Raw genomic sequence first — 22,998 nt, forward strand, 5'->3', positions numbered from 1 at the left:
TTTAAGAACATAAAGGGGTACATGGAATGATACGAATTGAGAATATGATATCAAGAGCCTTTTTGATAGGGATTATCAAGATGGTGGACAAGAATGGGGTCCAGAATGCACTGGAATGGTTACGTGAGATCGGGGAAGAATTAGCTGAGATCGAAGGACCTGGATTTGAAGGTGCTCGTGAAGATGACATTAACTATTTGCCGGTCTGTCCGTTTTCAAATACTCTCCTTGATTTTATAGCGATATATGGAGAGAGACCATCACAATTCGTAGAACTTGTAAACCTTTCCAACAAGCAAATGATGGAGGCAGAAGATGGATGGGAATATCCGGCACTGACAACTGTCACAGGCATACTTCATCACAGCTACATTAAAAAACGAGGATTGTTGGCAGGTGTTGAACTTCTTAACGTGGGATCAAGATGTCCCCGTACCAACAATATAGTCTACAACGAAAAAGCCCTTGAAAAAGCAAATATGACAAAAGAAGATGTGGATAAGTATCTTGAAAAAGCATATTACGTTTGTAAGATCAATTACCTTAAAAAGGAGTGAATTCTTTGAACCTGATCGAAGCTGAAAAACTCTACGAGAACAGCGTAAAGATCCTGAAGAACAACCAGCATGAAAAAGGAGGATTTTATGCAAGTCCGCCAGGAACACGATATCCTTTTATCTACCCTCGAGACCACTCGGTGGCAATACTTGGCTGCATTGATGCCGAAATGCTGGACGAGGCCAGAAGGGGTCTTGAATTTGTCCTGAACTCCCAAAAGCCCCTGGGAGAATTTTCCCAGAGATATGATGTTGACGGAAATGACGCCAGCTACAAGGACCTGCAGATCGATGGGAACGGACTGGTCCTTTTTGCAATGGGAAAATATTTCGAAGCAACGGGCGGACTCTTCTTTGAATCGATGGCCGACAGGACTTTTGTGGAAAAGCACTGGGAAACTGTCAAGAAAGCCGTTGAGTTCATACTGATGAACAAGAACGAAGAGGTCGACCTGATCCATACCGTGAACAGCATCCACGAATATCCCGCCTACGAGCATGGTTTTGAGATCTATGCCAACTCTGCCTGTTGTGCAGGGATCCTCGCAGCAGTAAAAATGGGAGAAGCTCTTGGTGAAGATGTCGCCAACTGGAAAGCTGAGGCTGAAAAGATAAGGGAAGCCATTCTTACACGGATGTATAGCCCGCGTAGGCGCTCATTTATCAAATGTATCCGTGTAAAAGAGAAAAGCAGCAACCCTATCGGATATGATGCATTCGCCTCAAGCGTCATCGATGTGGATGTTGTGGAATACGCACCTGCATATTTTGAGCTCATCGATCACCATGACATAAAGAATCGTTATACTGTCAGGAGGATACATGATAGGCTCTGGGACAAAGAGATCGGAGGCTTGAACCGCTATCCGGAAATGTGGGACAGGAATAACGGAGGATATGGCCCATGGTGCCACTTCACCTGCCAGCTTGCAAACCATTATATTGCTATTGATGACCAGGATATGGCAGAGATGTATATGGGCTGGGTAGTGGATATGGCACACAACTACCTCCTGCCTGAACATATCTCAACAATTGAAAGGTTTGAGATATGGCATGAAGACTATACCAACGCAAAGATCCTCAGGGATAGTAAACTCACCATGATCGAGAAAGTGCGTAACCATCCAAAATGGAAAGACGGGATGGCATACGTAACGATACCCCTGATATGGCCTCATGCAGAGTATATCAGGACTTACAAGAGCTATATTGAGAAGTTTGGATAAGAGAGGAACATTCCTTTATTCGAGAAATCGTTCTTTTTAAAAGCAAAAATGAGTGCAGGTATCATGTTCCTACTATTACAGGATGTCTGCACTTGTTTATAATAATCGCTTATTTTTACCCCGAATAAACAACAAGAGCAGATCAGAGCGGGAGACAGACCTTCCTTTGTACGGAACTAACATGATCGATAGCAACATCGATCCCATATGCAAGTGTCATGTTCTCTTTTGTTATTACTTCTTCAGCAGTCCCCTGAGCTATGAAATTATTCTCAAGCATTATGGCAACATTTTTTGAACCTATAAAAGCATGATCCGGGAAATGTGTGCTCATTATTACAGAAGTCCCCTGAGAAGAAAGTTTGTCAATAAGGTTCAAAACACGTACCTGGTTCCCAAAATCCAGATGGGATGTCGGTTCATCCAGGAGCAATATTTCCGGTTCCTGAGCCAGTGCCCTTGCGATCAAAGCCAGTTGCTTTTCACCACCACTTATTTCTGTGACAGAACTATCCATCAGATGAGAAATGCCTACTTTAACGATGGCATTTTCCGCGATCTTAAGATCCTTTTCGCCCGGAGAGGAGAAAAAAGGAAGATGCGGTGCTCTGCCAAGCATTACAAAATCCAGAATGGAAAAGGGAAATACCGACTGATCTGCCTGTGGGACATAGCCTATCTTTTTAGCTATCTCTGTTCTGCTCATCGAAGAGACATCCCTGCCGTCAATATATGCATTCCCATTACTCAAATTCAGCACGTTGCCAAGGCATTTGATCAGGGTTGATTTACCTATCCCGTTCGGACCAAGTATGCATAAGGTTTCACCTTTATTTAAAGAAAAAGATATGTTCTCAAATACATTCTTCTTCCCGTCATACGAATATGAAGCATTGTTCACTCTTAAGATCATGACCAACCAACCTTCTTTCTTTGTAAAAGATAAGCAAAAAACGGAGCTCCTATTAGTGCCGTAAGAACTCCCAGGGGAATCTCTATACTCATTAAACTCCTTGCCAGATCGTCCACCACCAAAAGGAAGGATGCACCAAGGAAAATTGACATTGGCAAAAGCTTTTTGTGCTCAGGCCCGACGATCATTCTTGCAATATGAGGCACAACAAGACCAACCCATCCAATGATCCCGCTTATACTGACTGCGGAAGTGGTGATCAGAGTAGCACAAATTACAACCAATATTGTCATTTTCCGGGTATCTATTCCCAATGATTTTGCCTCGTCCTCTCCTAAAGAAAGTATATTGATGCGCCATCCGATTAGAACTAAGATAAGCATAGAGACCAGCATCCCGGGTGCTACATAGACAAGATCATCAAACCGGACAGAGGACAGGCTTCCCATAAGCCAGAATACCATCTCAGGAAGCTTGTCGTATGGATCTGCAACATATTTTACCAGGGATGTCAAAGCAGTGAAAACCGCACCTACAATAATACCTGAAAGCACCAGGACCAATGTAACCGTTGCCCTGCAGAATCTGCTCAGACCGTAGGACAGAAAAGCTGCAGATAAACCAAAAGAAAACGCCATTAATTGGATCATGATTATGTTCTCACTTATCAGGATACCAAAACAAGCGCCAAACCCGGCACCTGCTGCCACACCCAGAATATGGGGAGAAACCAGCGGATTGCGGAAAAGCCCCTGGAAAGAAGCTCCAGATACTGATAATCCAGCACCTACCAGCATGGCGGCAATGATCCTTGGAAGACGGACCTGAAATATTACAGTATCCACATTTGAAGAGCTTGCAGGATCCACCGACACAAAAAGCGAAACGATCAGGGATACCAAATGGGAAACAAGGCTGCTCATTATAGTAAGCGGAGGAATCGAATACCTCCCAATGAAAAAGGAGAATCCAAAAAGAAAGACCATAAGGAAAAATACAAGGAGAATCTGATTATTACTACCAGACAGCCTGTGAATGATCCACCATAACCTTGAACTTTTTTTTATTCCAGTATCAGACACCATATCAAACCCATATCCTAACATGCATACATGATAATTTTGTTGAATCAGTTATTACTTAGATGAAGCACCGTAAAAAGACCTGTTCTGCCTTGAAGGATCAAAGGAAAAACCATAGAACTTTTCATAAAACCGGTTTGCTTCCTTTTCAATGTCAAAATCAAAGATATCCGGATGCAACTTGTTTGCGATATACATCAGTCCCAATATCCATCTCGGACTTCCGAAATCCCAGGATGGCCGAAGGCCGTATATCTGTCTGCTCTTTACAGCATCTGCCGAAAGACCATGCTTTTCACAATAATCATATGAATCGGAAACAGGGGTTGAAAGAAAACCGGATATGAATATAAATTCAGGATTCATTTCGGCAAATTCTTCCTGAGAAATATTAACTCCGGGTTTACCCTCTCTCTTGATCAGCTGATTTACACTTTCCCCGCCGGCAGCTTCAACAAGATTGTTCTCAATACGCTCTCCGTTGAGCGCAAAAAGAGGATATCCCATAGAATAATAAACCCGTGGCCTTCCAGTGTTTTTTACTCCCGACCTGATAAGGTCCAGTTTCTCCTTCATATAATCCACAAGTTCCATTCCTTCCCTTTTTTTGTCTGCAAGGGCGGCAAAATGCTCAATTACATCAAAATAGGAATCAAGGTTCTGTGAACTGGTATGAAGCTCCTCCAAATATCCGGTTTCCATGACATTTAGCCATATTTCGGCAAGTTTCCTGTCGTCTCTTATCCCAAGGCAGATCAGAATCGCATGGATCATCTCCAGAGCCCGGGTAAGCCTGTATCCTCCCATAAAACCCGGTTCATGATGATTTTTTTTGCTGATGTAGCCCCTGAAAAGATCCGGGACGGAGCATTCACATTTTCCTTCAGGCAGGTATGCTATTGTGCGTGAACCCATGGGACCGAAGAACTCCCTTTGAAAAATCACCTGACCACATTCGGGACATACCGTATTCAAATATTCGGTACCCGGAGAATTAAACAAATAGACATAAGTAAGATCTTGCCTTAATTTGTCACACAGAATTTCAGCGTCCCTGATCGTTGGTTCGATCTGCGGGACTGCATCCCCAAAAGGCACAAACCTCATAATCTGGAACGGTATATCCTTTGAAAGAGAAAAAACATATTTAGCAGTATTTATAACCTCATCTTCTGAACCTTTGATGTAGATGGTAGAAACTTCAACATGAACATCACTTTCATTCAATAGTTTCAGATTCCTGAAAACAGGTTCTGAGCTTTTGACCCCGCAGGAAATATATCTTTCATCGGAGAAGCCTTTTATTCCGACATTTACAAAATCAATTAACGGGATAAGTTCTTTTAATGCGCTTTCTGCAAAATAGCCATTTGTTGAACACCCGATAAACAGGTCGTTTTCCTTAGCCTTTCTGGCAAGGTCCTTAAACGTGAAAAATGAAACGATCGGATCGTTAAGACAAAAAACGATCCCGATACAATCTTCCTCAAGAGCTTTTTTTATTACCTGGTCATTACTCATTCCGCCATTCTTTTTACCTGAAACAAGCCGTGAAGCAATGATCTCTGATACGCAACCCTCACATTTAAAATTGCAGCCAATGGTACACACCTGCAGGAATTTTCCTCGTGGATGAAAATGAAGGATCGGAACAGTTTCAATAGAAATTGGCAGCATCGTAAAGTAGTTGCATGGGAATCTCTCAACGATCTTATCGCCCTCAATGGCATACATACGACATTGGCCATATTTTCCTTCTGCGATATTGCAACCGATCTCACATATGGTGCATTGCATATTTATTCCACCTTCCTGAACAGTATCCAGAAACCGGATTCATCTTCTATTATCTCATAATGCCCTATTTCGGCAGTTAACAGCGCCTTTTTAAAAGAGTCGAGTTTGGATCGTTCCAATCTTTTTGCGGCAGTTTGGGACCAGTTCTCATCCCTTTTTTCCATTTCCCGTGTGATCTTTGACTTCAGTTCAGCTGTTCCGAAGCCACCCCCTATATAGGCTGATCCACCGGGTTTCAGTACCCGGTATATCTGCCTGAAGGCTTCAGGCACATTTTCCCAGAAAAAGAGGGAACCACGACTTACGATCAGCTCAGCAAAGTTATCATCAAAAGGCATGTCATGAACATCCCCCAGTACAGGGATCACCTTCTCGTCGAGGTTGCCTGAATCAATCCTTTTCTTTGCTATAGCAACCATTTTTTCAGAGAAATCCATTGCATAGACCTGACCAACCATGATCTTGCTAATGGCAATTGCAAGTGATGCGGGACCACTGCCCACATCAATGCAAATCCCACTGTTGATATTGCACCTGTCTATAATCTGCTCTGAAATAACAGGATATATAGGTGCAAAGACATTGGTCGCAACATCTTCAAACTCTTCGGCATAATCATCATGAAATCGAACTTTATCACTTGATCTGTCTATCATTTAATCCACCTTCTGTTTTGTAAAAACCATTAATTGGATTTAGAAGCTGGATTCAATAGTTCATCCAACTCAGTTCCCGACAGTTCATAGTGATAGAACTCTGAATAGAATTCCTTAACAAAACCCCTGAGGTCAAGATCGCTGAACTCTTCCGGATACAGCACTTTGGCTGTCCATGGTATACCGATTATCCTGTTCACTCCCGGTGGCCTGTCAAACCAGCAAAAAGGAGCATCCGGGAATAGATATACCTCATGGTCCTTTACCGCAGTGATATCATGCCAGAGAGGGTCTTCATATATATTTTCATAGAAGTCACGGTCACCTGTGATGATGACTTCAGGATCCCATTGCAATACCTGTTCGATGGATACCTCTGACCTTCCGTATCCTATGTCAAGCGGACATTCTGCTACGTTGATGCCACCACATATTTCGATCAATTGACTGTGGGGAGAGCCCTTAGGATCTGTCAGCAGCCCTTCCGGACCTTCTGCATAATAGACACGCTTCCTTTCATCTTCAGGTATCTGTGAGACCTTTGTAGTGACAGTGTCAAGTGTTCCTTTATAGAAAGAGATTAATTGCCCTGCCCGTTCTTCTTCCCCCAGAAGTTCACCCATAAATCGTATTGGTTCTTCATAGGCCGTGGCATCGGTTGTCGATTCAATACCTACAACAGGAATTGTACCAAACTTTTCCTGTCTTGCATTGATAGTAGAAGTAACATCCCCTCCGCTATTGTAGCCTTCAAAGACAACATCAGGACCGATAGATATAATGGTTTCATAATTTCCATCCTGTTTACCAAACCACCCGCCAATCACAGGAACAGCCTGGTACTCTGGTTTCAGATATGTTTCCGATTCCTGTGGCAGAAAATTCCAGCCTGCCAATTTATCGGGAGCCAGCATGTAAATGAGCATTGTTGCAGGAGGAGAGGTAGCAACTACTTTGTTCACATCGGCTGGAATTTCAACTGTCCTTCCTGCCATATCGGTTATCGATATTGTGTTCTGCGCATAAGTTTCTTTTTGATCAACACATGCGCTTGAGCATACCGCAAACAAGACCACACATATCAATAAAATGGATCTGAATTTTTTATTCATGGAATATCCTCTATAATAAGAACTTTACTTCTACCACATATTGCGATATGTTTGGATGAACATAACGATAGATAAAGTTTTCTAAATGAGTCGAGATGCTAACAGGACCAAAAAGATTCTCAAAGAAGAAAAGAAAAGAAAAGAAAACCGAACAACTCGAATTAATCAAGCCAGTCTTTAAAAAAAGAAAGTGGAAATACAGATCAAAACATTTATGCCTTTAAATTTTTTTATCTTCCACTATTGGAGATACCAGACTAAAAGTATCTACATCAAAAAGCCCCATATCCGTAAGCCTTAAAGAGGGAATCACCGGGAGAGCTATGAAAGAGTGGGTTATGAACGGTGCCGGAAGGCTGCAACCGATACTTTTTACTGCCATGTGAAGATCGTTCAATCTTTTTTCAACCTCTTCGACCGGAAGAGTGCTCAACAGCCCGGCAAATGGTAGTTCAAGCTTGCCCACCACCTTACCATCGCTGACAACACATATACCGCCATTCATCTCACGGATGGTATTGGCACACAATGCCATATCCGAATGGTTGTCCCCGGTTACAACAACGTTATGACTGTCATGACCTATACTCTGGCCGATAGCACCATTGCTGATACCTATTCCTTTGATAAAGCCAAGACCGATGTTACCATTCCTGCCATGCCTTTCGATTACGACAACACTCAAGATATCGTTACCAAGGTCCGGAAGCAGTACACCATTGGTGTCTGAATGAAGTATAACACTTTCTTTTTCCGTAAGGATCAGGTCGGGCAGGACCTTTATCACTGAAACTCGGTGATCACTGTCGGGACCTGCTGTCAGTTGCAGATCAGACGGCCTGACCTGTGGGAATCGCACCGTATCAAAAACCACATTCGGATAGTCATAGGAAGCAGTAAAACCTTCAACAGCCTTTCCTGCAGCATATACCGAATCTATGCTGAAAGTATCAAGGTCGTTAAGTACGACCAGATCGGCCTTCCTGCCAATTGAAATAGAGCCAACGACATTGTCAAGATGATAGTGCTTTGCGGTATTGATGCTTGCCATGCAGATCGCATCGATAGGGGAAAGTCCCATTGCTATAGCTCTCCTGACGATCACATCCATATAGCCTTTCATCAGGTCGGATGGATGCTTGTCATCGGTCACAAAGAAAACGTTCTCAAGGGAAACTCCATCCTCAATAAGTCTTGGAAGGAACCTATCAAGGGATTTAGCTGCAGACCCCTCCCTTATCATAAGCTTCATTCCAAGACGCAGTTTCTCCAGTGCCTCTTCATATTCAATAGATTCGTGGTCCGTAGATATTCCGGCTGCCATATAACCCCATAATTGTTCTCCGGAAATTGCCGGACAGTGACCATCGACCACGAGCCTGTCCTTAAGTGCAGCCCTTATTATGGACAACTTGTTCTCATCCCCGAACAATACGCCGGGATAGTCCATCATCTCACCAAGGCCAACAACATTCTCGTTATCGATCAGCGAATCAATATCATCTGCACTGATGGATGCACCTGCTGTTTCAAAAGTGGTTGCAGGAACACAGGATGAGATTGCTACAAAAGCATTCAAAAGCAGTGATGACGCTTCTTCAAGCACAAGTTCGATGCCTTTTTTACCAAGGACATTGGCTATCTCATGGGGATCAATCACAACAGATGTTGTACCGTGTTGCAGAGCAGGTACCGAAAACTGACTCAGGGTAACCATACTTGATTCAAAATGGACATGTCCGTCGACAAGCCCCGGACAGATGTAGCGACCACTTACATCGATGAGATGAGTGGCATCTCCTTTAAGGCAGGAAACATCACCGATGCCTACAATGTAACCGTCCTTAACTGCAATGTCCCAGTCCAGAATCTCTTTCGTATTAACGTTAACAATACAACCACCAGTAAAGATCGTGTCTGCTTTAACTTTGCCTGTAGCTGCAAATATCCTGTCCTTTATGTCCATGACAGGTTTTTTGGCTTTACAAAGTATAAGGATATTACGCCACGGCAGCCGTCGTCGCCTTTTTCTCACTTCCAGAACTGCTTGTTCTTGGCATAGTTCCTTTCTGCAGCCATGATATCCCTGTAGAAGGTTTCCTCATCTACACGCATCTTCTCAATAACACGTGAAGCGGTATCAGGACCAATACCACGACTTGCAAGAGCTATGACCGCAAGCTTTCCGTTACCCATCACGATGCCGGCATTTCGATATACCCGCTGAATGCGCTTCACATCTTCCTTTGCAGTTACCTTATCCTGCTTACGGACAAGCTTGATCTCCTCCTCTTCCCAGGGTTTAAGGGCGGCCACCATTCTGGAATCACACACCGGGCACTGTATCTCATCAGGAACGTTCATGACCTTCCTGCGTGACACCCATTTCTTGCAGTGTACACAGAACAAGATGATCCGATCGTGCATGATCCTGTCCTTCAGGGCAAGGACGATGGACCTGTCAGCTTTCTCCGGAGCTACAAGGTCACGCCTCATTGCAAATCCTGCTGAACCAATGGGAGTTGGCATGGGGCTTACCAGTATGACCATCTCCTCTGAAGCTATGCGCGAAAGCACATCCCTTGCCCGGTCCACATCCAGCATGTTGTGGAAGATCTCACGCATAACCTCATCGTACATGGAAGTGCCCTTGTAGATCTCGAGCAGTTTTTTCATGCTGATGCGATCATAATCAATATCCTTGCTCAATGCACCAAACTTGCGTGCCACATGGACCATCTTCCATTTCATCACAGAAGTATTCTTCAGGGTCATCTCAATGATCGGCTCAATATGCTCCGGCTGGATCTCGTAGATCATTTCCTGAATATGCAGAGCCTTCATACGCCTCGGAAGCTGCATCCTTATCCTGTAAGGATCGATCTCCTGACTCACACTGCTGCCAAAACGTGCAGCAAGAAGGGAAGTTATCACTTTCCCGATGGTCTCATTGGTAGTGTGTCCGAAACACGAATTGATTATGACAGCTTCGCCTTCATCCTCAATTACGATCGTATCATTATCAGGAAGCGGATAACCCTTTGAGATGTGTTCTTTTATGAGCTTTATGACTGCAAGAGCACTGTGAATATCAACAGGATATTCTTCCATCAGTGCTTCAACGATCTCCTCATCACTTTTTCCATCGTGTATCAGGAAAGATACCCTGAAACGAATGCGACCAACCTGCTGTGCCACTTCGAACGGGACCGGGATCTCCTCACCAACCCAGCTTGGGATCTCACCCATGGTCTTCACAGGCTCCACTTTTATACGGTCACGATCGGTGTTCATCTCAATGACACGCCACATATCACCTTTGGTAATGAAAACTGCACCCGGAGATGCAAAATTAACAACAAAAGCCTCATCCAGCATCCCCACTGACCTGCCTGAGACGATATCGTAGATCTCGAACTTCCTCTCATCAGGGATCATTGAAAGGTTTTCGTAGTAATATTGCCAGCTCTTCTTTCGCCTGCTAATGCTGCTGGAGCCTTCGTCACGCCAGACCATGCGGTAGTCTGTAACCTGTTCAACGACACGTTCAAGCTGCTCTATGGAAAGGTCCCTGAAAGGATAGGTCCTTCTCAATATGGAATGGATCTTCTTGATCTCAATATCACCAAAATCGATGACCATTCCGGATATCTGGTTTGCCACAACATCTAGGGAACCACTGTGGGGAACTATATCCTCAACTTTACCTTCCATTGCAGCCTTTGTAATGGCCATGCTCTCCACAATATCATCGGAACCCATTGCAAGGATCGTACCTCTGGAAACCTCGTGTATCCTGTGTCCTGCACGTCCCACCCGCTGGAGCAGGCGGGAAACCTGTCTCGGGGAACCGTACTGGACAACATGATCAACTTTACCGATATCAATGCCAAGCTCCATTGATGAAGTACATATCAGACCCTGTATGTCGCCTGCCTTGAACGATTCTTCGGCTTCGATACGTGCATCCACAGAAAGGGAACCGTGATGTACTCCTATTGAAGCTTCCAGTATCTTGAACCCCGATGCAAGGGCTTCAGCACTTTGTCTTGTATTAACGAAAATAAGAGTTGACAGATGGCTTTCCACGATCTCACGGATACAACGAAGATGAGATGCAAACTCCGGCTCACAGCCGATCTTCCTTCCAAGTTCAACATCCTCATCGGTAACCTGCGGACTGACCACATTGAATTCCAGCAGGCTTATCATGGAAACCTGTACAACGGATACTTCCCTGCCTGAACCTACAAGGAATTGTGAGACAACATCAGGATTACCCACAGTGGCTGAAAGTCCCACCCTCAGGAACTCACCGGAGATCTCCACAAGCCTTTCAAGTCCCACGGAAAGCTGTGCACCTCTTTTGGAAGATGCAAGTTCATGTATCTCATCCACAACAACGTAACTGACACACTCAAGGTTCTTCCGAAGCCGCGAACCCGTGAACATTGCCTGAAGTGTTTCAGGAGTTGTTATCAGAAGATCAGGAGGGTTCTTGGATTGTTTCTGCCTTTCGTATGGTGAGGTATCCCCATGGCGGACCTGTACAGTTATGCCTAACTCTTTACCCCATGTCTGGATACGTGTAAGCATATCACGGTTGAGCGCACGCAGTGGCGTTATATAAAGAGCAGAAATGCCTGTGCGCCCTTCTTCACTTTTGCGAAGAATGTGATCAAACATCGGAAGAACTGCAGATTCGGTCTTTCCGGATCCCGTGGGTGCGATCAGGAATGTATGCTCCCCTGCAAGGATATGTGGAAAGCACATCTCCTGGGGTTTGGTGGGAGCGGTGAAACCCATTTTCACAAGAGTTTCCTGAATGGCAGGATGAAAAACATCAAATTGGTTGTCGAAGGTCATTTTTCAGCCTCCTTTGTGGCGGTTCCTTTTGTAGTGGTCCCATTTTTACTGTTTCCTTTTGCAGTATTTTTCTTCAGGGAACTCTCTTTTGACTTGCTGCTTCTGCTATCTTTTTTCCGTTTGTTGATTCTATTTTTACTGCTTTTCCAATTTCTGCTTCTATCGGACTGGGTTTCCTCCAGCTTCCTGATATTCTTCAGAATTCCCAGATACGTTCCATCCAGCAGATAGATATCAGAATTATCAATGTCAAGTGCACCGGATGAAAATATCGGTCCTAAAAGGTCGTCACGCACGGACTCATTGAAAGCCACTCCGCCACAAAGTTCGTTGAAAGCCGGGACCACCACAACATCGGGATTCGACCAGGCTTCACTTCCCGGAGAGAGATCAGCACTCTTGAAGTGGGCTGCAAGTACTTCCCTTTCAAGTCGTGCCCTTATCCATACCTGTTCCACCACGGAATATCCCATAGCATCCGTGAACCGAACTGTTGGGTGGTTATGAGCAACGATCAAATGCTCAGCAGACAACAATTCCACCGATGGCCACGTGTGACCATGAAAATAGCCGACGCCATCAATAATATCACCGCGGGCTGAATAGACATTTACATCACTGTCCGTCGGAAGCAGGAATTCTATACCCCCATCATGGTTTCCGGGGAATATATCAACAGTGGCTTTCTCTGCAAGACTGCCAATAAAATACGGGATCTCATCACGTTCCTGCCAGGAGACCTGTGGCACGTTATGTTTTACATCACCAAGCAGCACGATCCTGTCAGGATCCTCCTGCTCTACAAGTTTCATGATACGTTCAAGTCGCTGCTCTATCTGACTTGGTATGGAAAAACCGCACCGGTAGAGGCCCCATTCGATTCCAAGATGGATATCTGCCAGTACAAGGGCCTTTGTATCCCCTGAAACTAAGAGTGCAGGCTCATTGATCACAGGCTCGACCGTTATCGTCATTGTTATTTCTGTCCTTCTTTGCTTAAGCTATCTACCTTTTCCTGCAACTCCTTTACCATGGACTGCATCTCATGCATTTCATCATGCATCTGTACCAGGCGGTTGTACATGGGACTCCTGTCATCCTTTACTGCCTGTTCCTGAGAGAACTTCTGCTTACTCGGGAAAATGTAAACATATGTAAGCCACATTCCTATGAAAGCTACGATGAACATTGATAAAAGGAAGAAATAGTATTCCGGGAAGATCGTTCTGGCAAACGAATCGCCGGAATTGTAATACTGAATACGGGTGATCATCACAAAGTTCAGGATGGAGAACAGGAACATGGTCTCACCTACAAGGATCAGGATCCCTCCAAGACGGGTGGAAGTTGCCCTCTGTTTAGGAATTAGTCTTTCAAGCATATAGATGCCTCATTTAAGAATTTATCAGATCGTTGGTCCCTAGTTCCAAACAATTCTCCTTACACTTACTGAATTGAATATTGCATAAAAGGCCTTTCCTACATTAATTTTAAGGAAATTGTATGAATTTTGAGTTGACATCGATATTATAAGATGTCATGGCATCAAGTTTGAAACTTTTAATAATTTCGATCTTGTTTGAGATCATGATGATTTTATGCTATAATAAAAAATAAAAGCTATCAAATTCGACGAATAGAGTATTGATAGCCACAAATTATAAATTAATGCCTTCTGGAAAATAGAAGTATCAATATCGACATGCACAGAATTAAGGCTGCGTTCTGATCAAGATCTTTATTCTCTACAGGAGTATCATCAGCCCCTGTTATTTCAGGAATATCATCTGTTGACCGGAAAGCCACAATTGCAAAAGGCGAAAAAGCAGAAGTTTCTGCTTCAAAGATCACATCGCTGGTACTTTCATCGATCTTCTTTGTTGAAAGGGGTACCCACAGGTCCTGTTCATAACGATACATAATTACAGAACTATCAGAGATCTGTTCCTCTTCAAGCCAGGATCGGTCTACCCTAAATCCGATAACTGCATCCTTTATATTACTCTCATTACTATAACCGGGTTTACCCAACCAGATATTCACATCTTTGTAGACAATACCAGGAGGAGGTGATGAAACGAAACGAGAGGTCTGTTTAAGGACTTCAATCGTTGCTACAACATTGCCGGCATTTGTGAGAGATTCATAATTGATGTACATGATGGGATTTTCAGGCTTATCGAACTGATAGGTAACCTGAGAGCCAAGATACACAGCCAGGCTAGTTCTCTCCATTATCTCAACTTCCTGATAGGATCCGCTTGTGGTGGTAATTATGGCAGATTCCGAATCATCCTTGTCACTGGCCTTAGATCTGGTAGATGAAGCAGTATCAGCTCCGATAGAAACTGATCCATCAACAACATCTATAGGTATGATCTGCCCTTGAGTATCACTAACTACAACATTAGAGAGCTCCAGAGAACTTGTGCCTGATATATTGCCAGCGACCATCTGGATCATAGCAAAATATCCCGGTTCTGTAACGCTTGTCTTGTCAAGTATCAGACCATATACAGAATTAATGTCCCCATTTGAACTTTCGACCTCACCGGGATTGAACCAGACAATAGCACCTTCCTGCCTTAAGAATTCACCTTCTGAGATCTGGACAGCCTTTACAAGTTCACTGTCATAAGACAAGTCGAACTGGACACCAGCAACCGGACTATCAGGATCCAGATATACACCCACTGAAAAGTTCTGTCCTGCATCTACTGATTGAGAAATAGGCATTATGCTGACGTTTGTACTGGCACTGGCAATCCCACTAAGGCAGGTAATAGTAAACAAAGAAAAAAATAGTAAAGAATAAAATTTACTTTTTCCAGAGATGAAAATATACTTTTCCATCGGTACACCTTACCATTAATCATTCCATATGTGACAATACCAACATCATATCAAGGACATTTACAATATTGTCCTGATTTACATCCCATAGGGGATAAGGATATGAGGTGGTTTCATCGAAATGTTCTTCAACCAGATCATAATCGTCAAAGTTAACCACATTATCCTGGTTTACATCAAAAATCAAGACTGATATTACTGTATTTGTTAATTCGAGATCCAGAGAATTGCCTTCCGGATCACTTATTATAACATCTTTCAGGACTAATTCTGACCTTCCATTTGCCTGCTCAGTTGCGGTTAACGTGATGGTAGCAAAAGTTGCTGGTGTTGCTACATCTGAAGCACCGAGAATGCAACCATACGCATCATTTATAGAACCTGAATTTACAGAACCTGAAACAAAAAATGTATCCATACCACTTTGTTTGAACAGGCTTCCTTCACTCACATCTGATATTTGGAACTGAGAATTATCAAAAAGCAGATCGAACTGGATCCCTGCAATATCAACATCAGGAGAAACAAAGACATCGACTGTGAAAGTTTCCCCCGGCGCAATGGCCTGTGATGATGGATTTAAAGTTACATCTGAGGCAGCTGCAGAAATGTTAGTTAGACCTACTAGCAATGTGACTATAGTTGCTACTATCAAGATCTTTTTTATGTTAGACATGTTTTTTCCTTTATTTTGAAATGTATTTGATGAGTTATACTGGCTTGATTCTAATCACCAAAATTCAAAATCCCCATATTTCAAAAGGTGTTGGTACTATAAAAACATTATGAAAAAAACAAATATGTCATTACACTCATCATTATGAGACTTTTATAAGAGCCATATATAATAACAACGCATAAAATAAGTAGATAGCATAAAAGGATGCATTTGGAAAACCAGAATCTTTCCATACTACCCTGATACCAAAATATTTGAGACATAACAGGTCCGGAATTCACCATTAAACATTTGTTGAATTCATATACCTAGAATTCTGAACCAACCCTCATTAAAATACTTATATCCCCAAAAACTAATATATTGCAACTCAACTATATTGGAGAAGTAAGTAAAAAATGATATGACACATACAGCATATTTAAGCAGAACAGTATTAAGTAGAACAGCATTAAGTAGAAATTAATAGATCTCCACTGAACTAACTTGCATATAATAGATTATTTACAAACCTGATCATTGTCTGCTATGATCGTTGCTATTATCATAAACTGAAAGGTTATTTCATGGTTATTAAAACATTAGAATCGTTAACTCATCCCTTTTCTTTATCGATCTATAAATTATGGAATAAGAACGATACCCTTATTTTTTTAGTTGATCTGGAAATGGATGATCAATTAGAGTTATCAGATCTAAGCAGCGATGAAAAAGAATATCTGAACACACTTAAAACAAATTATTTTCGAAAAAGGTTCATAGCATCTCGATCGTCCCTGAAATTTATTCTTTAGCATATCCTTAAAAAAAGATCATTATTAGATATCTCCCTCTATAGAAATGATACCGGGCGTGTGTGCGTACACAAACATGATGATATTTATATCTGTATCTCATACACCGACAGCCTGGTTGCTATTTCAATATCAAAAATGAAAACAGGAATTGATATTGAATACATAAGACCGATACACTTAAAAAATGATCCGAAACTTTTGCAGAATACAGAATCTAAAAGAGATATGTTTCAAAAAGACAATGTTGATACACTGAAAAATTGGACATTGAGAGAAGCATATTGTAAACTGACAGATCAGAGTATGCTAGCATGTTTGAATAAAGAAATTGACTTCAATGGTATCGATCATCAAGAAATTGTCATAAATAACAGATATGTATTATCTGTTGCTTTTGCTTCAAAAAATAACAAGATCAATATATGCCATCTCCAAAAAAGTATCACCAGTTAAATGACGAAACTACTCCGAAAGTATATAATTTTTTTAGATACGGAATGGATAATTTTGATATATAGCTGCCTAATTAAATAGTAGAGATAAATCATTAGCAAATCGAAGAAATTGTTTGCCATAAGAACATCTTATATACGATTGAAGTTATTTTGTTTATGGGGAAGTAGTTCAAACAGCTATGAAGCATAGAGTATTCCTTATACATATACTACATGGCTTTGTTGAATTAATGATGCATTATTATGCTCTTTAAATAATGAATATGTTGAATGGGTTGACAAACATGGATGAAATTAAAGAAGATATAATGACATATTTGCAAAATAAATCTTTTATGGACAGTAGTACACAATTAAATGATGATGATTCTTTAACGATGAAAGGAATTATCGATTCAATTGGATTGATCGAATTTATAGATTTTATTTCTGATAAGTATTCCATAGAGATTCCTGAAGACCTATTAACTCCGGATAATTTTGATTCAATCAACGGAATTGTAAAACTTGTCCAAAAATTGACAAAGTGATGCTATGAGAATTGATGAATATATTGCAAAACATGCTAAAGAAGCTCCTCAAAAAACTGCACTGGAAGAGAAGGACAGATCAATTTCTTATAGTCTTCTTGATGAAGCTATAAATACTATAACAGCAGAAATTGATGATTTTGATCATTGCAAATTTGCGATCTTTGCAGAATCAGGTATAGAATATATTCAGGCCCTAATGGCAGTTTACCGATCGAATAACATCGCTGTACCCCTCCCGGTGGAACTGACAGAATCTAATATTAGAGAGATACTTAATGCTAACCAGATCAATAATATTATTGTCACCGAACAGCAATATTCGAGATTTGAAGGCAACTTCTTTGAAGATTTTACTACTGTGATCCACATTTCAAAGGATTCCTCTGTGAATACTTTGCGTAAAAATGCAATTAGTGAAAGCAATAATGATCAACTACGACTTGTAATGTACACATCCGGCACTACAGGAGCTCCAAAAGGGGTCATGCTAAGTGATGAAAATCTAATAGCAAATGCAAATTCCATAATAGAAGTACTTAGCATAACACCAAAGGACAAAGCTGCACAAGTAATATCTCCACACCATGCTTTTGGAAACTCAATAATAAATTCCCAGTTGGTTGCAGGTGGTTCTATTAAGATAGGTGGCCTTACTTTTCTCGAATCGACCTTTAAACTTGTAGAATCGGGAGTAACTATATTTTATGGGGTTCCAAGTACCTACCGCATTCTTCTAAAATATCCTTCTAGCTTCCAGAGATCATTCAGGAACGTCCGACTTGCTGCATCTGCAGGCGGTGCTATGGAAGTCGAAATTATAGATCAGATCAAGCAGTTGAATGACAGGATCGAGATAATTCCAATGTATGGACAGACGGAAGCAACAGCAAGACTTTCTTACCTCCCATCAAAAGACCTGGAAAAATATCCTGATGCAATAGGCAGACCTATCCCAGGGGTTGAACTTGATGTGGTTGATGATAATAAAATGCCAGTTGAACCCGGCGTTACAGGAGAATTGATCGCCAGGGGAAAGAACATACTGATAGGTTATCTTAATGATGAAGAAGCTACCCGTAAAAAAGTGATCGACGGCTGGATGTACACCGGCGACCTGGCAAAAAAGTTGCCAAATGGTTACTTTAAATTATTGGGTCGTAAGGATGACCTGATCAAAGTTGCTGATCATCGTATAAATCCAAGAGAGGTTGAAAAATATATTGGGAAAAATAATGAAGTTTCAGACGTATTCATCGTCCCGGTCGATCACGAATACCTTGGAAATGCAATCAGTCTAATGGTAATCCCAACTCAGGATACAGAAGTTGAAGCATTATATTCTTTTTGCAGAAAAAACCTGCCTGGTTTCCTGTGTCCACTGGAAATAATTCTTATCGAGAACTTGCCACTGAGTAAAAGTGGAAAAATATCTAACAGGTCTATAATAGAGGAGTATCAAAATGTCAAAGCTAACATGTAAGAAATGTATTTTAGATTCAGACATTCCTGGTATAACAATAAACGAGGAAAGTGGCCTTTGCCAGTTCTGTGAGAGCTATAAACCCATGTCTCCTGATGAAAAGAAGGAATATTTGGAGATCATAGGAAAAATGCTTGAAGAAAAGAGTGGAAAAGGAGAATATGATGTTATTTTTGCACTTTCCGGTGGAAAAGACTCCTCATATGGACTCTATAAGCTGAAAAAGGAGTACCCATTCCTTAACATCCTTGCAATTCAGTTTGATAATGCCTTCATTTCAGAAGCTGCTGTCGCTAATGCAAAAAAGATGTGTGAGATCGTTGGCTGCGATTTTTTTAAGCTGACAATGAAAGAAGAAGCACTTTGCGATACTTTTCGAAAAGCAGCCGGATCTACCAATGCATATTCAAAATTTGCCAGATATCGAGCCAGTGATATCTGCAACACATGCATAAGTATCATCAAACAGAAGCTGATAGAACAGGCAATTATTCATAAAGCACCATTCATTGTTTTTGCTTTCACATCAGGCCAGGCCCCTAATCCCATAATTGACCTTAAGCCCAGTTTCATAAAGTGGTCCCGGGATCTTTTTGAGAAGCAGCTCCAAAATATAGGTGTAGAGGACAAGGATGAGAGTTTCCTTCTAAAAAGTGAGATTATAAAAAGCATAGATAAAGACGCCACTCCGGTTATTTTGCACCCAATGTGCCTGTGGGATTATAATGAAGATAAGATAGTGGAGAAGCTAATTGATCTCGGATGGATGCCTCCAAAGATCAATGACAGTAATTCAACGAACTGCCTTTTAAATGCATTTGCCTGTCAGAATCATATCAATAAATATGACATCCATCCATACGCTTTCGACATAGCAGGCCTTGTGAGAAGCGGGGATATGACCCGGGAAGAAGGATTGGAGAAATTACATAAAGAATTGTCAGAGCCATTGATAGAAATGGCTGCAAAGAAACTTGAAATGGACCCGGAATAAACTTCCATACAAATGGGGACGTATCAATATTCTAAACCAGACACCATCATATCGTGCAAATTATTCCAGTGGGGGACATTATGAAAATAATTGATGAACTAAACAAAGATGCAGAAAAGAACGCATCTCAGATCAGGACATTCATTGAAGATAGAGTAAAGGACTTTAAGAAAAAGGGGATTGTTGTAGGAGTTTCGGGTGGAATTGATTCTGCGGTTATACTTGCGCTGGCAGTTCAGGCTGTAGGTAAGGAGAATGTTTACGGATTAATACTTCCTGAAGAGGAATCAGCTGCATCCAGCAAAGAACTTGGAGCAAGACTTTGTGAATCAATGGATGTTTCATATGAAGAAGTCCCGATCACTCCAATATTGCAAGCACTTGACACATACGGTAAAAAGGATCAGATAATAAAGAGAACCTGTCCGGAATATGATCCGAATATCCATAAGACCTCATTGGTCCTGCCCAGTCTCTTAGAGAATGATATGTTGACCATTCCATCCATAAGGCTGGTAAAAGATGATGAAGTGGTTGCAAAGAACAGATTGAAAGCAAAGGACTATCTAGAACTGATCGGCATCCAGAATGTAAAACAAAGATCAAGAATGATGATCCAGTATCTATATGCAGAGAAGAATAATTATCTTGTGTGTGGTACCACTAATAAGACCGAATATCTTCTGGGTCAGTTCGTGAAATATGGGGATGGTGGAGTGGATATCGAACCTCTGTCAGACTGTTACAAGACCCAGGTCTATGCATTGGCAAATTTCCTTGGCATAGACAAGGAAATAATAGAAAGGCCACCAAGCGCTGATACGTGGAGTAGCTTCACGTCTGATGAAGACTTCTTCTGGCGTATGCCGATACATGTTATGGACCAGCTGCTATATTCACAGGAACATGACCTGCCCATGGAAATAATTGAAAAGAATACAGAACTGTCAGAAGAAAAAATAAACAAAGTAAAAAGAGGTATTGACAAAATAAAGAGTGCTTCCAAATACATCACATCAGCGCCTCCTATTTGTTATCTTGACAAGTGATCCTGAATCAAGCTAAAAATATCAAAGCTAAAGATATCAGATCATTATGATTCAAACTTGAAATATTCAAAGAAAGATAGGAAGAAAGGAAAACATGCTCACAGATAAAGTCGTACTGATCACAGGTGCCAGTCGCGGAATTGGTAGAGCTACGGCTTTACTGGCAGCAGAGAACCATGCACATGTCATTATTAACTACAAAGAAAGTGAAGATAAAGCAGCTGAACTTGTAGAAAATATTACTGAGAAAGGACTTCAAGCTACCATGATAAAAGCAGATGTTTCTGTTGAGAATGAAGTCAAAGAAATGTTTGAGTTTATTAAAGAACGATATTCCAAACTTGATATCCTTGTAAACAATGCCGGGATATTGAAAAGTAATCTGTTGGCGATGACAAGTACTGAGTTATTCGATCAGACTATAGATGTTAATTTAAAAGGAACCTTCCTATGTAGTCGGTACGCATCAAACATGATGAGAAGAAAAAGATCAGGAAAGATAATTAATCTCTCATCGGTGATAGGCTTAAATGGAAATGCAGGCCAAACAGTATATTCGGCAAGCAAAGCAGGAGTAATCGGATTTACAAAGTCTGCAGCAAAGGAACTTGGCAGATATGGAATTACTGTTAATGCTATTGCACCGGGTTTCATTGAAACTGATCTGACCAGAGATGTTAAAGAAGAAGTTCGCGAAAAATTGATAGCAAACATAGCTCTTGGTCGAAGTGGTAACCCAGAAGATGTTGCAAAAGTGGTTCTGTTTTTAAGCTCAGATCTTGGGAATTACATCAGTGGCCAGGTAATATCTGTTGATGGATGTCAGACGATCTGAACAACTGATAAATTCAAATTGACCACAGAAGATCGAAGATGTAATTGATCAAATATCCGTAGATTTCACAGTTTTAACTTTGCTATCCCTTCGTGCACAGACCTAGCAGATCTTGAAAATGCCTGTTGCTGACTTTCTGTCAATTCAAGTTCGATTACCTTTTCCACGCCGCTCTTACCTAATATAACAGGCACTCCTAAATACAGGCCATTCTCACCATATTCTCCCTGCAAGTAAGCGGCTGCAGGAAGAACTCGTTTCTGGTCATTAATTACAGATTCTACCATGGCTGCAATGGCTGCCGCCGGCGCATAGAAAGAACTCCCGGTCTTAAGATATTCAACAATTTCAGTTCCGGCGTTGACAGTGCGCTTTACAAGCCTATCGATCGTCTCTTCAGGAAGTAATTCTGGCAGCGGAACTCCTGATACTGTAGTGTATTGCGGCAATGCGACCATGGAATCGCCATGTCCACCAAGTACCAATGCAGAAACGTCCTTTACTGAAATTCCAAGTTCCATTGCAATGAATGCTGCAAACCGGCTTGAATCCAGTACTCCACTCATTCCAAATACCCGATTCGTTTCCAATCCGGTATATTTCTGTGTGGCATAGGTCATTATATCCAGAGGATTAGAGACAGTGATAACTATGGCTTCAGGTGCATATATTGCTATATTTTCACAGACCTCTTTTACGATATTTGCATTTATCTTCATGAGGTCGTCCCTTACCATTCCCTTTTTACGGGCAATTCCTGCAGTAATGATAACAATATCAGAACCTGCAATGTCAGCATAATCTGTTGTGCCCAGAATGTCAACATCGTATCCAAGAACTGGAGCAGCCTCAATAATATCAAGTGCTTTCCCTTCAGGAAGACCAGCAACAACATCGGTCATAACAATATGCCCAAGTTCAAGTTCTGCGAGACGTTGAACCGTGGTAGCGCCAACATTCCCTGATCCTATGACTGCAATTTTCTTCATTAAGTAACAACCCCCATTTGATTAGACATCTCTAATAATCAGTACAATGTGATCTAAAGTACACTATAATCTAAGTTTGAAGTTCAAAATTAATATATGTTTCTTAGTTTTGTTCGATTTTT

At 41.5% G+C, this 22,998-nt stretch carries 20 protein-coding genes; 8 read left to right on the top strand and 12 right to left on the bottom strand.

Features of this window, described 5'->3' with window-relative positions; genetic code table 11:
* The first annotated feature begins 26 nt into the window (after positions 1-26).
* On the top strand, positions 27-557 hold the full coding sequence (locus LI82_RS07630; protein WP_048194745.1) for a hypothetical protein: 531 nt from the start codon (positions 27-29) through the stop codon (positions 555-557).
* Positions 554-1,786 carry a glycoside hydrolase family 15 protein gene (locus LI82_RS07635; RefSeq protein WP_236622711.1) on the top strand — a complete coding sequence of 411 codons (1,233 nt, stop codon included), beginning with the start codon at positions 554-556 and terminating at the stop codon, positions 1,784-1,786. Before LI82_RS07630 ends, LI82_RS07635 begins: the two co-directional genes overlap by 4 nt.
* Positions 1,787-1,928: 142 nt before the next feature.
* Here LI82_RS07635 and LI82_RS07640 read toward each other — a convergent pair whose 3' ends face one another.
* From LI82_RS07640 to LI82_RS07690, 11 genes are all read right to left on the bottom strand, one after another.
* Entirely contained in the window at positions 1,929-2,699 is a 771-nt protein-coding gene (locus LI82_RS07640) for an ABC transporter ATP-binding protein (RefSeq protein ID WP_048194749.1), read from the bottom strand.
* Entirely contained in the window at positions 2,696-3,685 is a 990-nt protein-coding gene (locus tag LI82_RS07645) for a FecCD family ABC transporter permease (protein WP_236622712.1), read from the bottom strand. Before LI82_RS07645 ends, LI82_RS07640 begins: the two co-directional genes overlap by 4 nt.
* A 150-nt stretch (positions 3,686-3,835) precedes the next feature.
* A complete protein-coding gene (locus tag LI82_RS07650) occupies positions 3,836-5,578 on the bottom strand; it encodes a radical SAM protein (protein WP_048194752.1) in 1,743 nt (580 codons plus the stop codon).
* Between the two features lie 2 nt (positions 5,579-5,580).
* Positions 5,581-6,234 carry a class I SAM-dependent methyltransferase gene (locus tag LI82_RS07655; RefSeq protein WP_048194754.1) on the bottom strand — a complete coding sequence of 218 codons (654 nt, stop codon included), beginning with the start codon at positions 6,232-6,234 and terminating at the stop codon, positions 5,581-5,583.
* Positions 6,235-6,263: 29 nt separating this feature from the next.
* On the bottom strand, positions 6,264-7,346 hold the full coding sequence (locus LI82_RS07660) for an ABC transporter substrate-binding protein (RefSeq protein WP_048194755.1): 1,083 nt from the start codon (positions 7,344-7,346) through the stop codon (positions 6,264-6,266).
* 220 nt (positions 7,347-7,566) lie between these two features.
* Complete coding sequence (gene ade, locus LI82_RS07665) at positions 7,567-9,312, bottom strand: adenine deaminase (protein WP_048194757.1); 1,746 nt, start codon at positions 9,310-9,312, stop codon at positions 7,567-7,569.
* A 65-nt stretch (positions 9,313-9,377) separates the two neighbouring features.
* Complete coding sequence (locus LI82_RS07670; protein WP_048194759.1) at positions 9,378-12,212, bottom strand: DEAD/DEAH box helicase; 2,835 nt, start codon at positions 12,210-12,212, stop codon at positions 9,378-9,380.
* Positions 12,209-13,186 carry a metallophosphoesterase gene (locus LI82_RS07675; protein WP_135607275.1) on the bottom strand — a complete coding sequence of 326 codons (978 nt, stop codon included), beginning with the start codon at positions 13,184-13,186 and terminating at the stop codon, positions 12,209-12,211. Before LI82_RS07675 ends, LI82_RS07670 begins: the two co-directional genes overlap by 4 nt.
* Before the next feature lie 2 nt (positions 13,187-13,188).
* A complete protein-coding gene (locus LI82_RS07680) occupies positions 13,189-13,593 on the bottom strand; it encodes a hypothetical protein (protein WP_048194761.1) in 405 nt (134 codons plus the stop codon).
* A 284-nt stretch (positions 13,594-13,877) separates the two neighbouring features.
* Positions 13,878-15,005, bottom strand: a complete 1,128-nt coding sequence (locus tag LI82_RS07685; RefSeq protein WP_160174966.1) for a PGF-pre-PGF domain-containing protein — start codon at positions 15,003-15,005, stop codon at positions 13,878-13,880.
* A 79-nt stretch (positions 15,006-15,084) separates the two neighbouring features.
* Complete coding sequence (locus LI82_RS07690) at positions 15,085-15,741, bottom strand: cohesin domain-containing protein (protein ID WP_052402813.1); 657 nt, start codon at positions 15,739-15,741, stop codon at positions 15,085-15,087.
* Between the two features lie 935 nt (positions 15,742-16,676).
* Between LI82_RS07690 and LI82_RS12485 the strand changes: the two genes are divergently transcribed.
* The 6 genes from LI82_RS12485 (at position 16,677) to LI82_RS07720 (ending at position 21,887) form a co-directional block, all read left to right on the top strand.
* Positions 16,677-16,994 (top strand): 4'-phosphopantetheinyl transferase family protein, encoded by a 318-nt coding sequence (locus LI82_RS12485; protein WP_052402817.1) that lies wholly within the window; start codon positions 16,677-16,679, stop codon positions 16,992-16,994.
* 286 nt (positions 16,995-17,280) lie between these two features.
* Positions 17,281-17,526, top strand: coding sequence for an acyl carrier protein (locus LI82_RS07700; protein WP_048194765.1), 246 nt, complete (start codon positions 17,281-17,283; stop codon positions 17,524-17,526).
* Positions 17,527-17,530: 4 nt separating this feature from the next.
* Entirely contained in the window at positions 17,531-19,009 is a 1,479-nt protein-coding gene (locus tag LI82_RS07705) for a class I adenylate-forming enzyme family protein (protein WP_048194767.1), read from the top strand.
* The gene (locus LI82_RS07710) at positions 18,990-20,003 is read left to right on the top strand and encodes an adenine nucleotide alpha hydrolase family protein (RefSeq protein ID WP_048194769.1); all 1,014 of its coding nucleotides are present in this window, start codon (positions 18,990-18,992) and stop codon (positions 20,001-20,003) included. The genes LI82_RS07705 and LI82_RS07710 overlap by 20 nt, the downstream gene beginning before the upstream one ends.
* An 80-nt stretch (positions 20,004-20,083) precedes the next feature.
* Positions 20,084-21,052, top strand: coding sequence for an NAD(+) synthase (nadE, locus tag LI82_RS07715; protein ID WP_048194771.1), 969 nt, complete (start codon positions 20,084-20,086; stop codon positions 21,050-21,052).
* A gap of 94 nt (positions 21,053-21,146) precedes the next feature.
* Positions 21,147-21,887: a 3-oxoacyl-ACP reductase family protein gene (locus LI82_RS07720; protein WP_048194773.1), complete on the top strand. Its 741-nt coding sequence runs from the start codon at positions 21,147-21,149 to the stop codon at positions 21,885-21,887.
* Between the two features lie 65 nt (positions 21,888-21,952).
* Here the strand turns inward: LI82_RS07720 and mdh are convergent, their stop codons facing one another.
* Entirely contained in the window at positions 21,953-22,876 is a 924-nt protein-coding gene (mdh, locus tag LI82_RS07725) for a malate dehydrogenase (protein WP_048194775.1), read from the bottom strand.
* Positions 22,877-22,998: the final 122 nt, after the last annotated feature.

Source organism: Methanococcoides methylutens, from assembly GCF_000765475.1.
In the GTDB taxonomy this organism is placed as follows: domain Archaea; phylum Halobacteriota; class Methanosarcinia; order Methanosarcinales; family Methanosarcinaceae; genus Methanococcoides; species Methanococcoides methylutens.

Excerpts from the sequence above, each read along its gene's own strand:
- LI82_RS07630 (WP_048194745.1), top strand. The coding sequence starts at position 27 with ATGATACGAATTGAGAATATGATATCAAGAGCCTTTTTGATAGGGATT.
- LI82_RS07640 (WP_048194749.1), bottom strand. The coding sequence starts at position 2,699 with ATGATCTTAAGAGTGAACAATGCTTCATATTCGTATGACGGGAAGAAG.
- LI82_RS07645 (WP_236622712.1), bottom strand. The coding sequence starts at position 3,685 with ATGGTCTTTCTTTTTGGATTCTCCTTTTTCATTGGGAGGTATTCGATT.
- LI82_RS07650 (WP_048194752.1), bottom strand. The coding sequence starts at position 5,578 with ATGCAATGCACCATATGTGAGATCGGTTGCAATATCGCAGAAGGAAAA.
- LI82_RS07655 (WP_048194754.1), bottom strand. The coding sequence starts at position 6,234 with ATGATAGACAGATCAAGTGATAAAGTTCGATTTCATGATGATTATGCC.
- LI82_RS07660 (WP_048194755.1), bottom strand. The coding sequence starts at position 7,346 with ATGAATAAAAAATTCAGATCCATTTTATTGATATGTGTGGTCTTGTTT.
- ade (WP_048194757.1), bottom strand. The coding sequence starts at position 9,312 with ATGGACATAAAGGACAGGATATTTGCAGCTACAGGCAAAGTTAAAGCA.
- LI82_RS07670 (WP_048194759.1), bottom strand. The coding sequence starts at position 12,212 with ATGACCTTCGACAACCAATTTGATGTTTTTCATCCTGCCATTCAGGAA.
- LI82_RS07675 (WP_135607275.1), bottom strand. The coding sequence starts at position 13,186 with ATGACGATAACGGTCGAGCCTGTGATCAATGAGCCTGCACTCTTAGTT.
- LI82_RS07680 (WP_048194761.1), bottom strand. The coding sequence starts at position 13,593 with ATGCTTGAAAGACTAATTCCTAAACAGAGGGCAACTTCCACCCGTCTT.
- LI82_RS07690 (WP_052402813.1), bottom strand. The coding sequence starts at position 15,741 with ATGTCTAACATAAAAAAGATCTTGATAGTAGCAACTATAGTCACATTG.
- LI82_RS12485 (WP_052402817.1), top strand. The coding sequence starts at position 16,677 with ATGAAAACAGGAATTGATATTGAATACATAAGACCGATACACTTAAAA.
- LI82_RS07700 (WP_048194765.1), top strand. The coding sequence starts at position 17,281 with ATGGATGAAATTAAAGAAGATATAATGACATATTTGCAAAATAAATCT.
- LI82_RS07705 (WP_048194767.1), top strand. The coding sequence starts at position 17,531 with ATGAGAATTGATGAATATATTGCAAAACATGCTAAAGAAGCTCCTCAA.
- LI82_RS07710 (WP_048194769.1), top strand. The coding sequence starts at position 18,990 with ATGTCAAAGCTAACATGTAAGAAATGTATTTTAGATTCAGACATTCCT.
- nadE (WP_048194771.1), top strand. The coding sequence starts at position 20,084 with ATGAAAATAATTGATGAACTAAACAAAGATGCAGAAAAGAACGCATCT.
- LI82_RS07720 (WP_048194773.1), top strand. The coding sequence starts at position 21,147 with ATGCTCACAGATAAAGTCGTACTGATCACAGGTGCCAGTCGCGGAATT.
- mdh (WP_048194775.1), bottom strand. The coding sequence starts at position 22,876 with ATGAAGAAAATTGCAGTCATAGGATCAGGGAATGTTGGCGCTACCACG.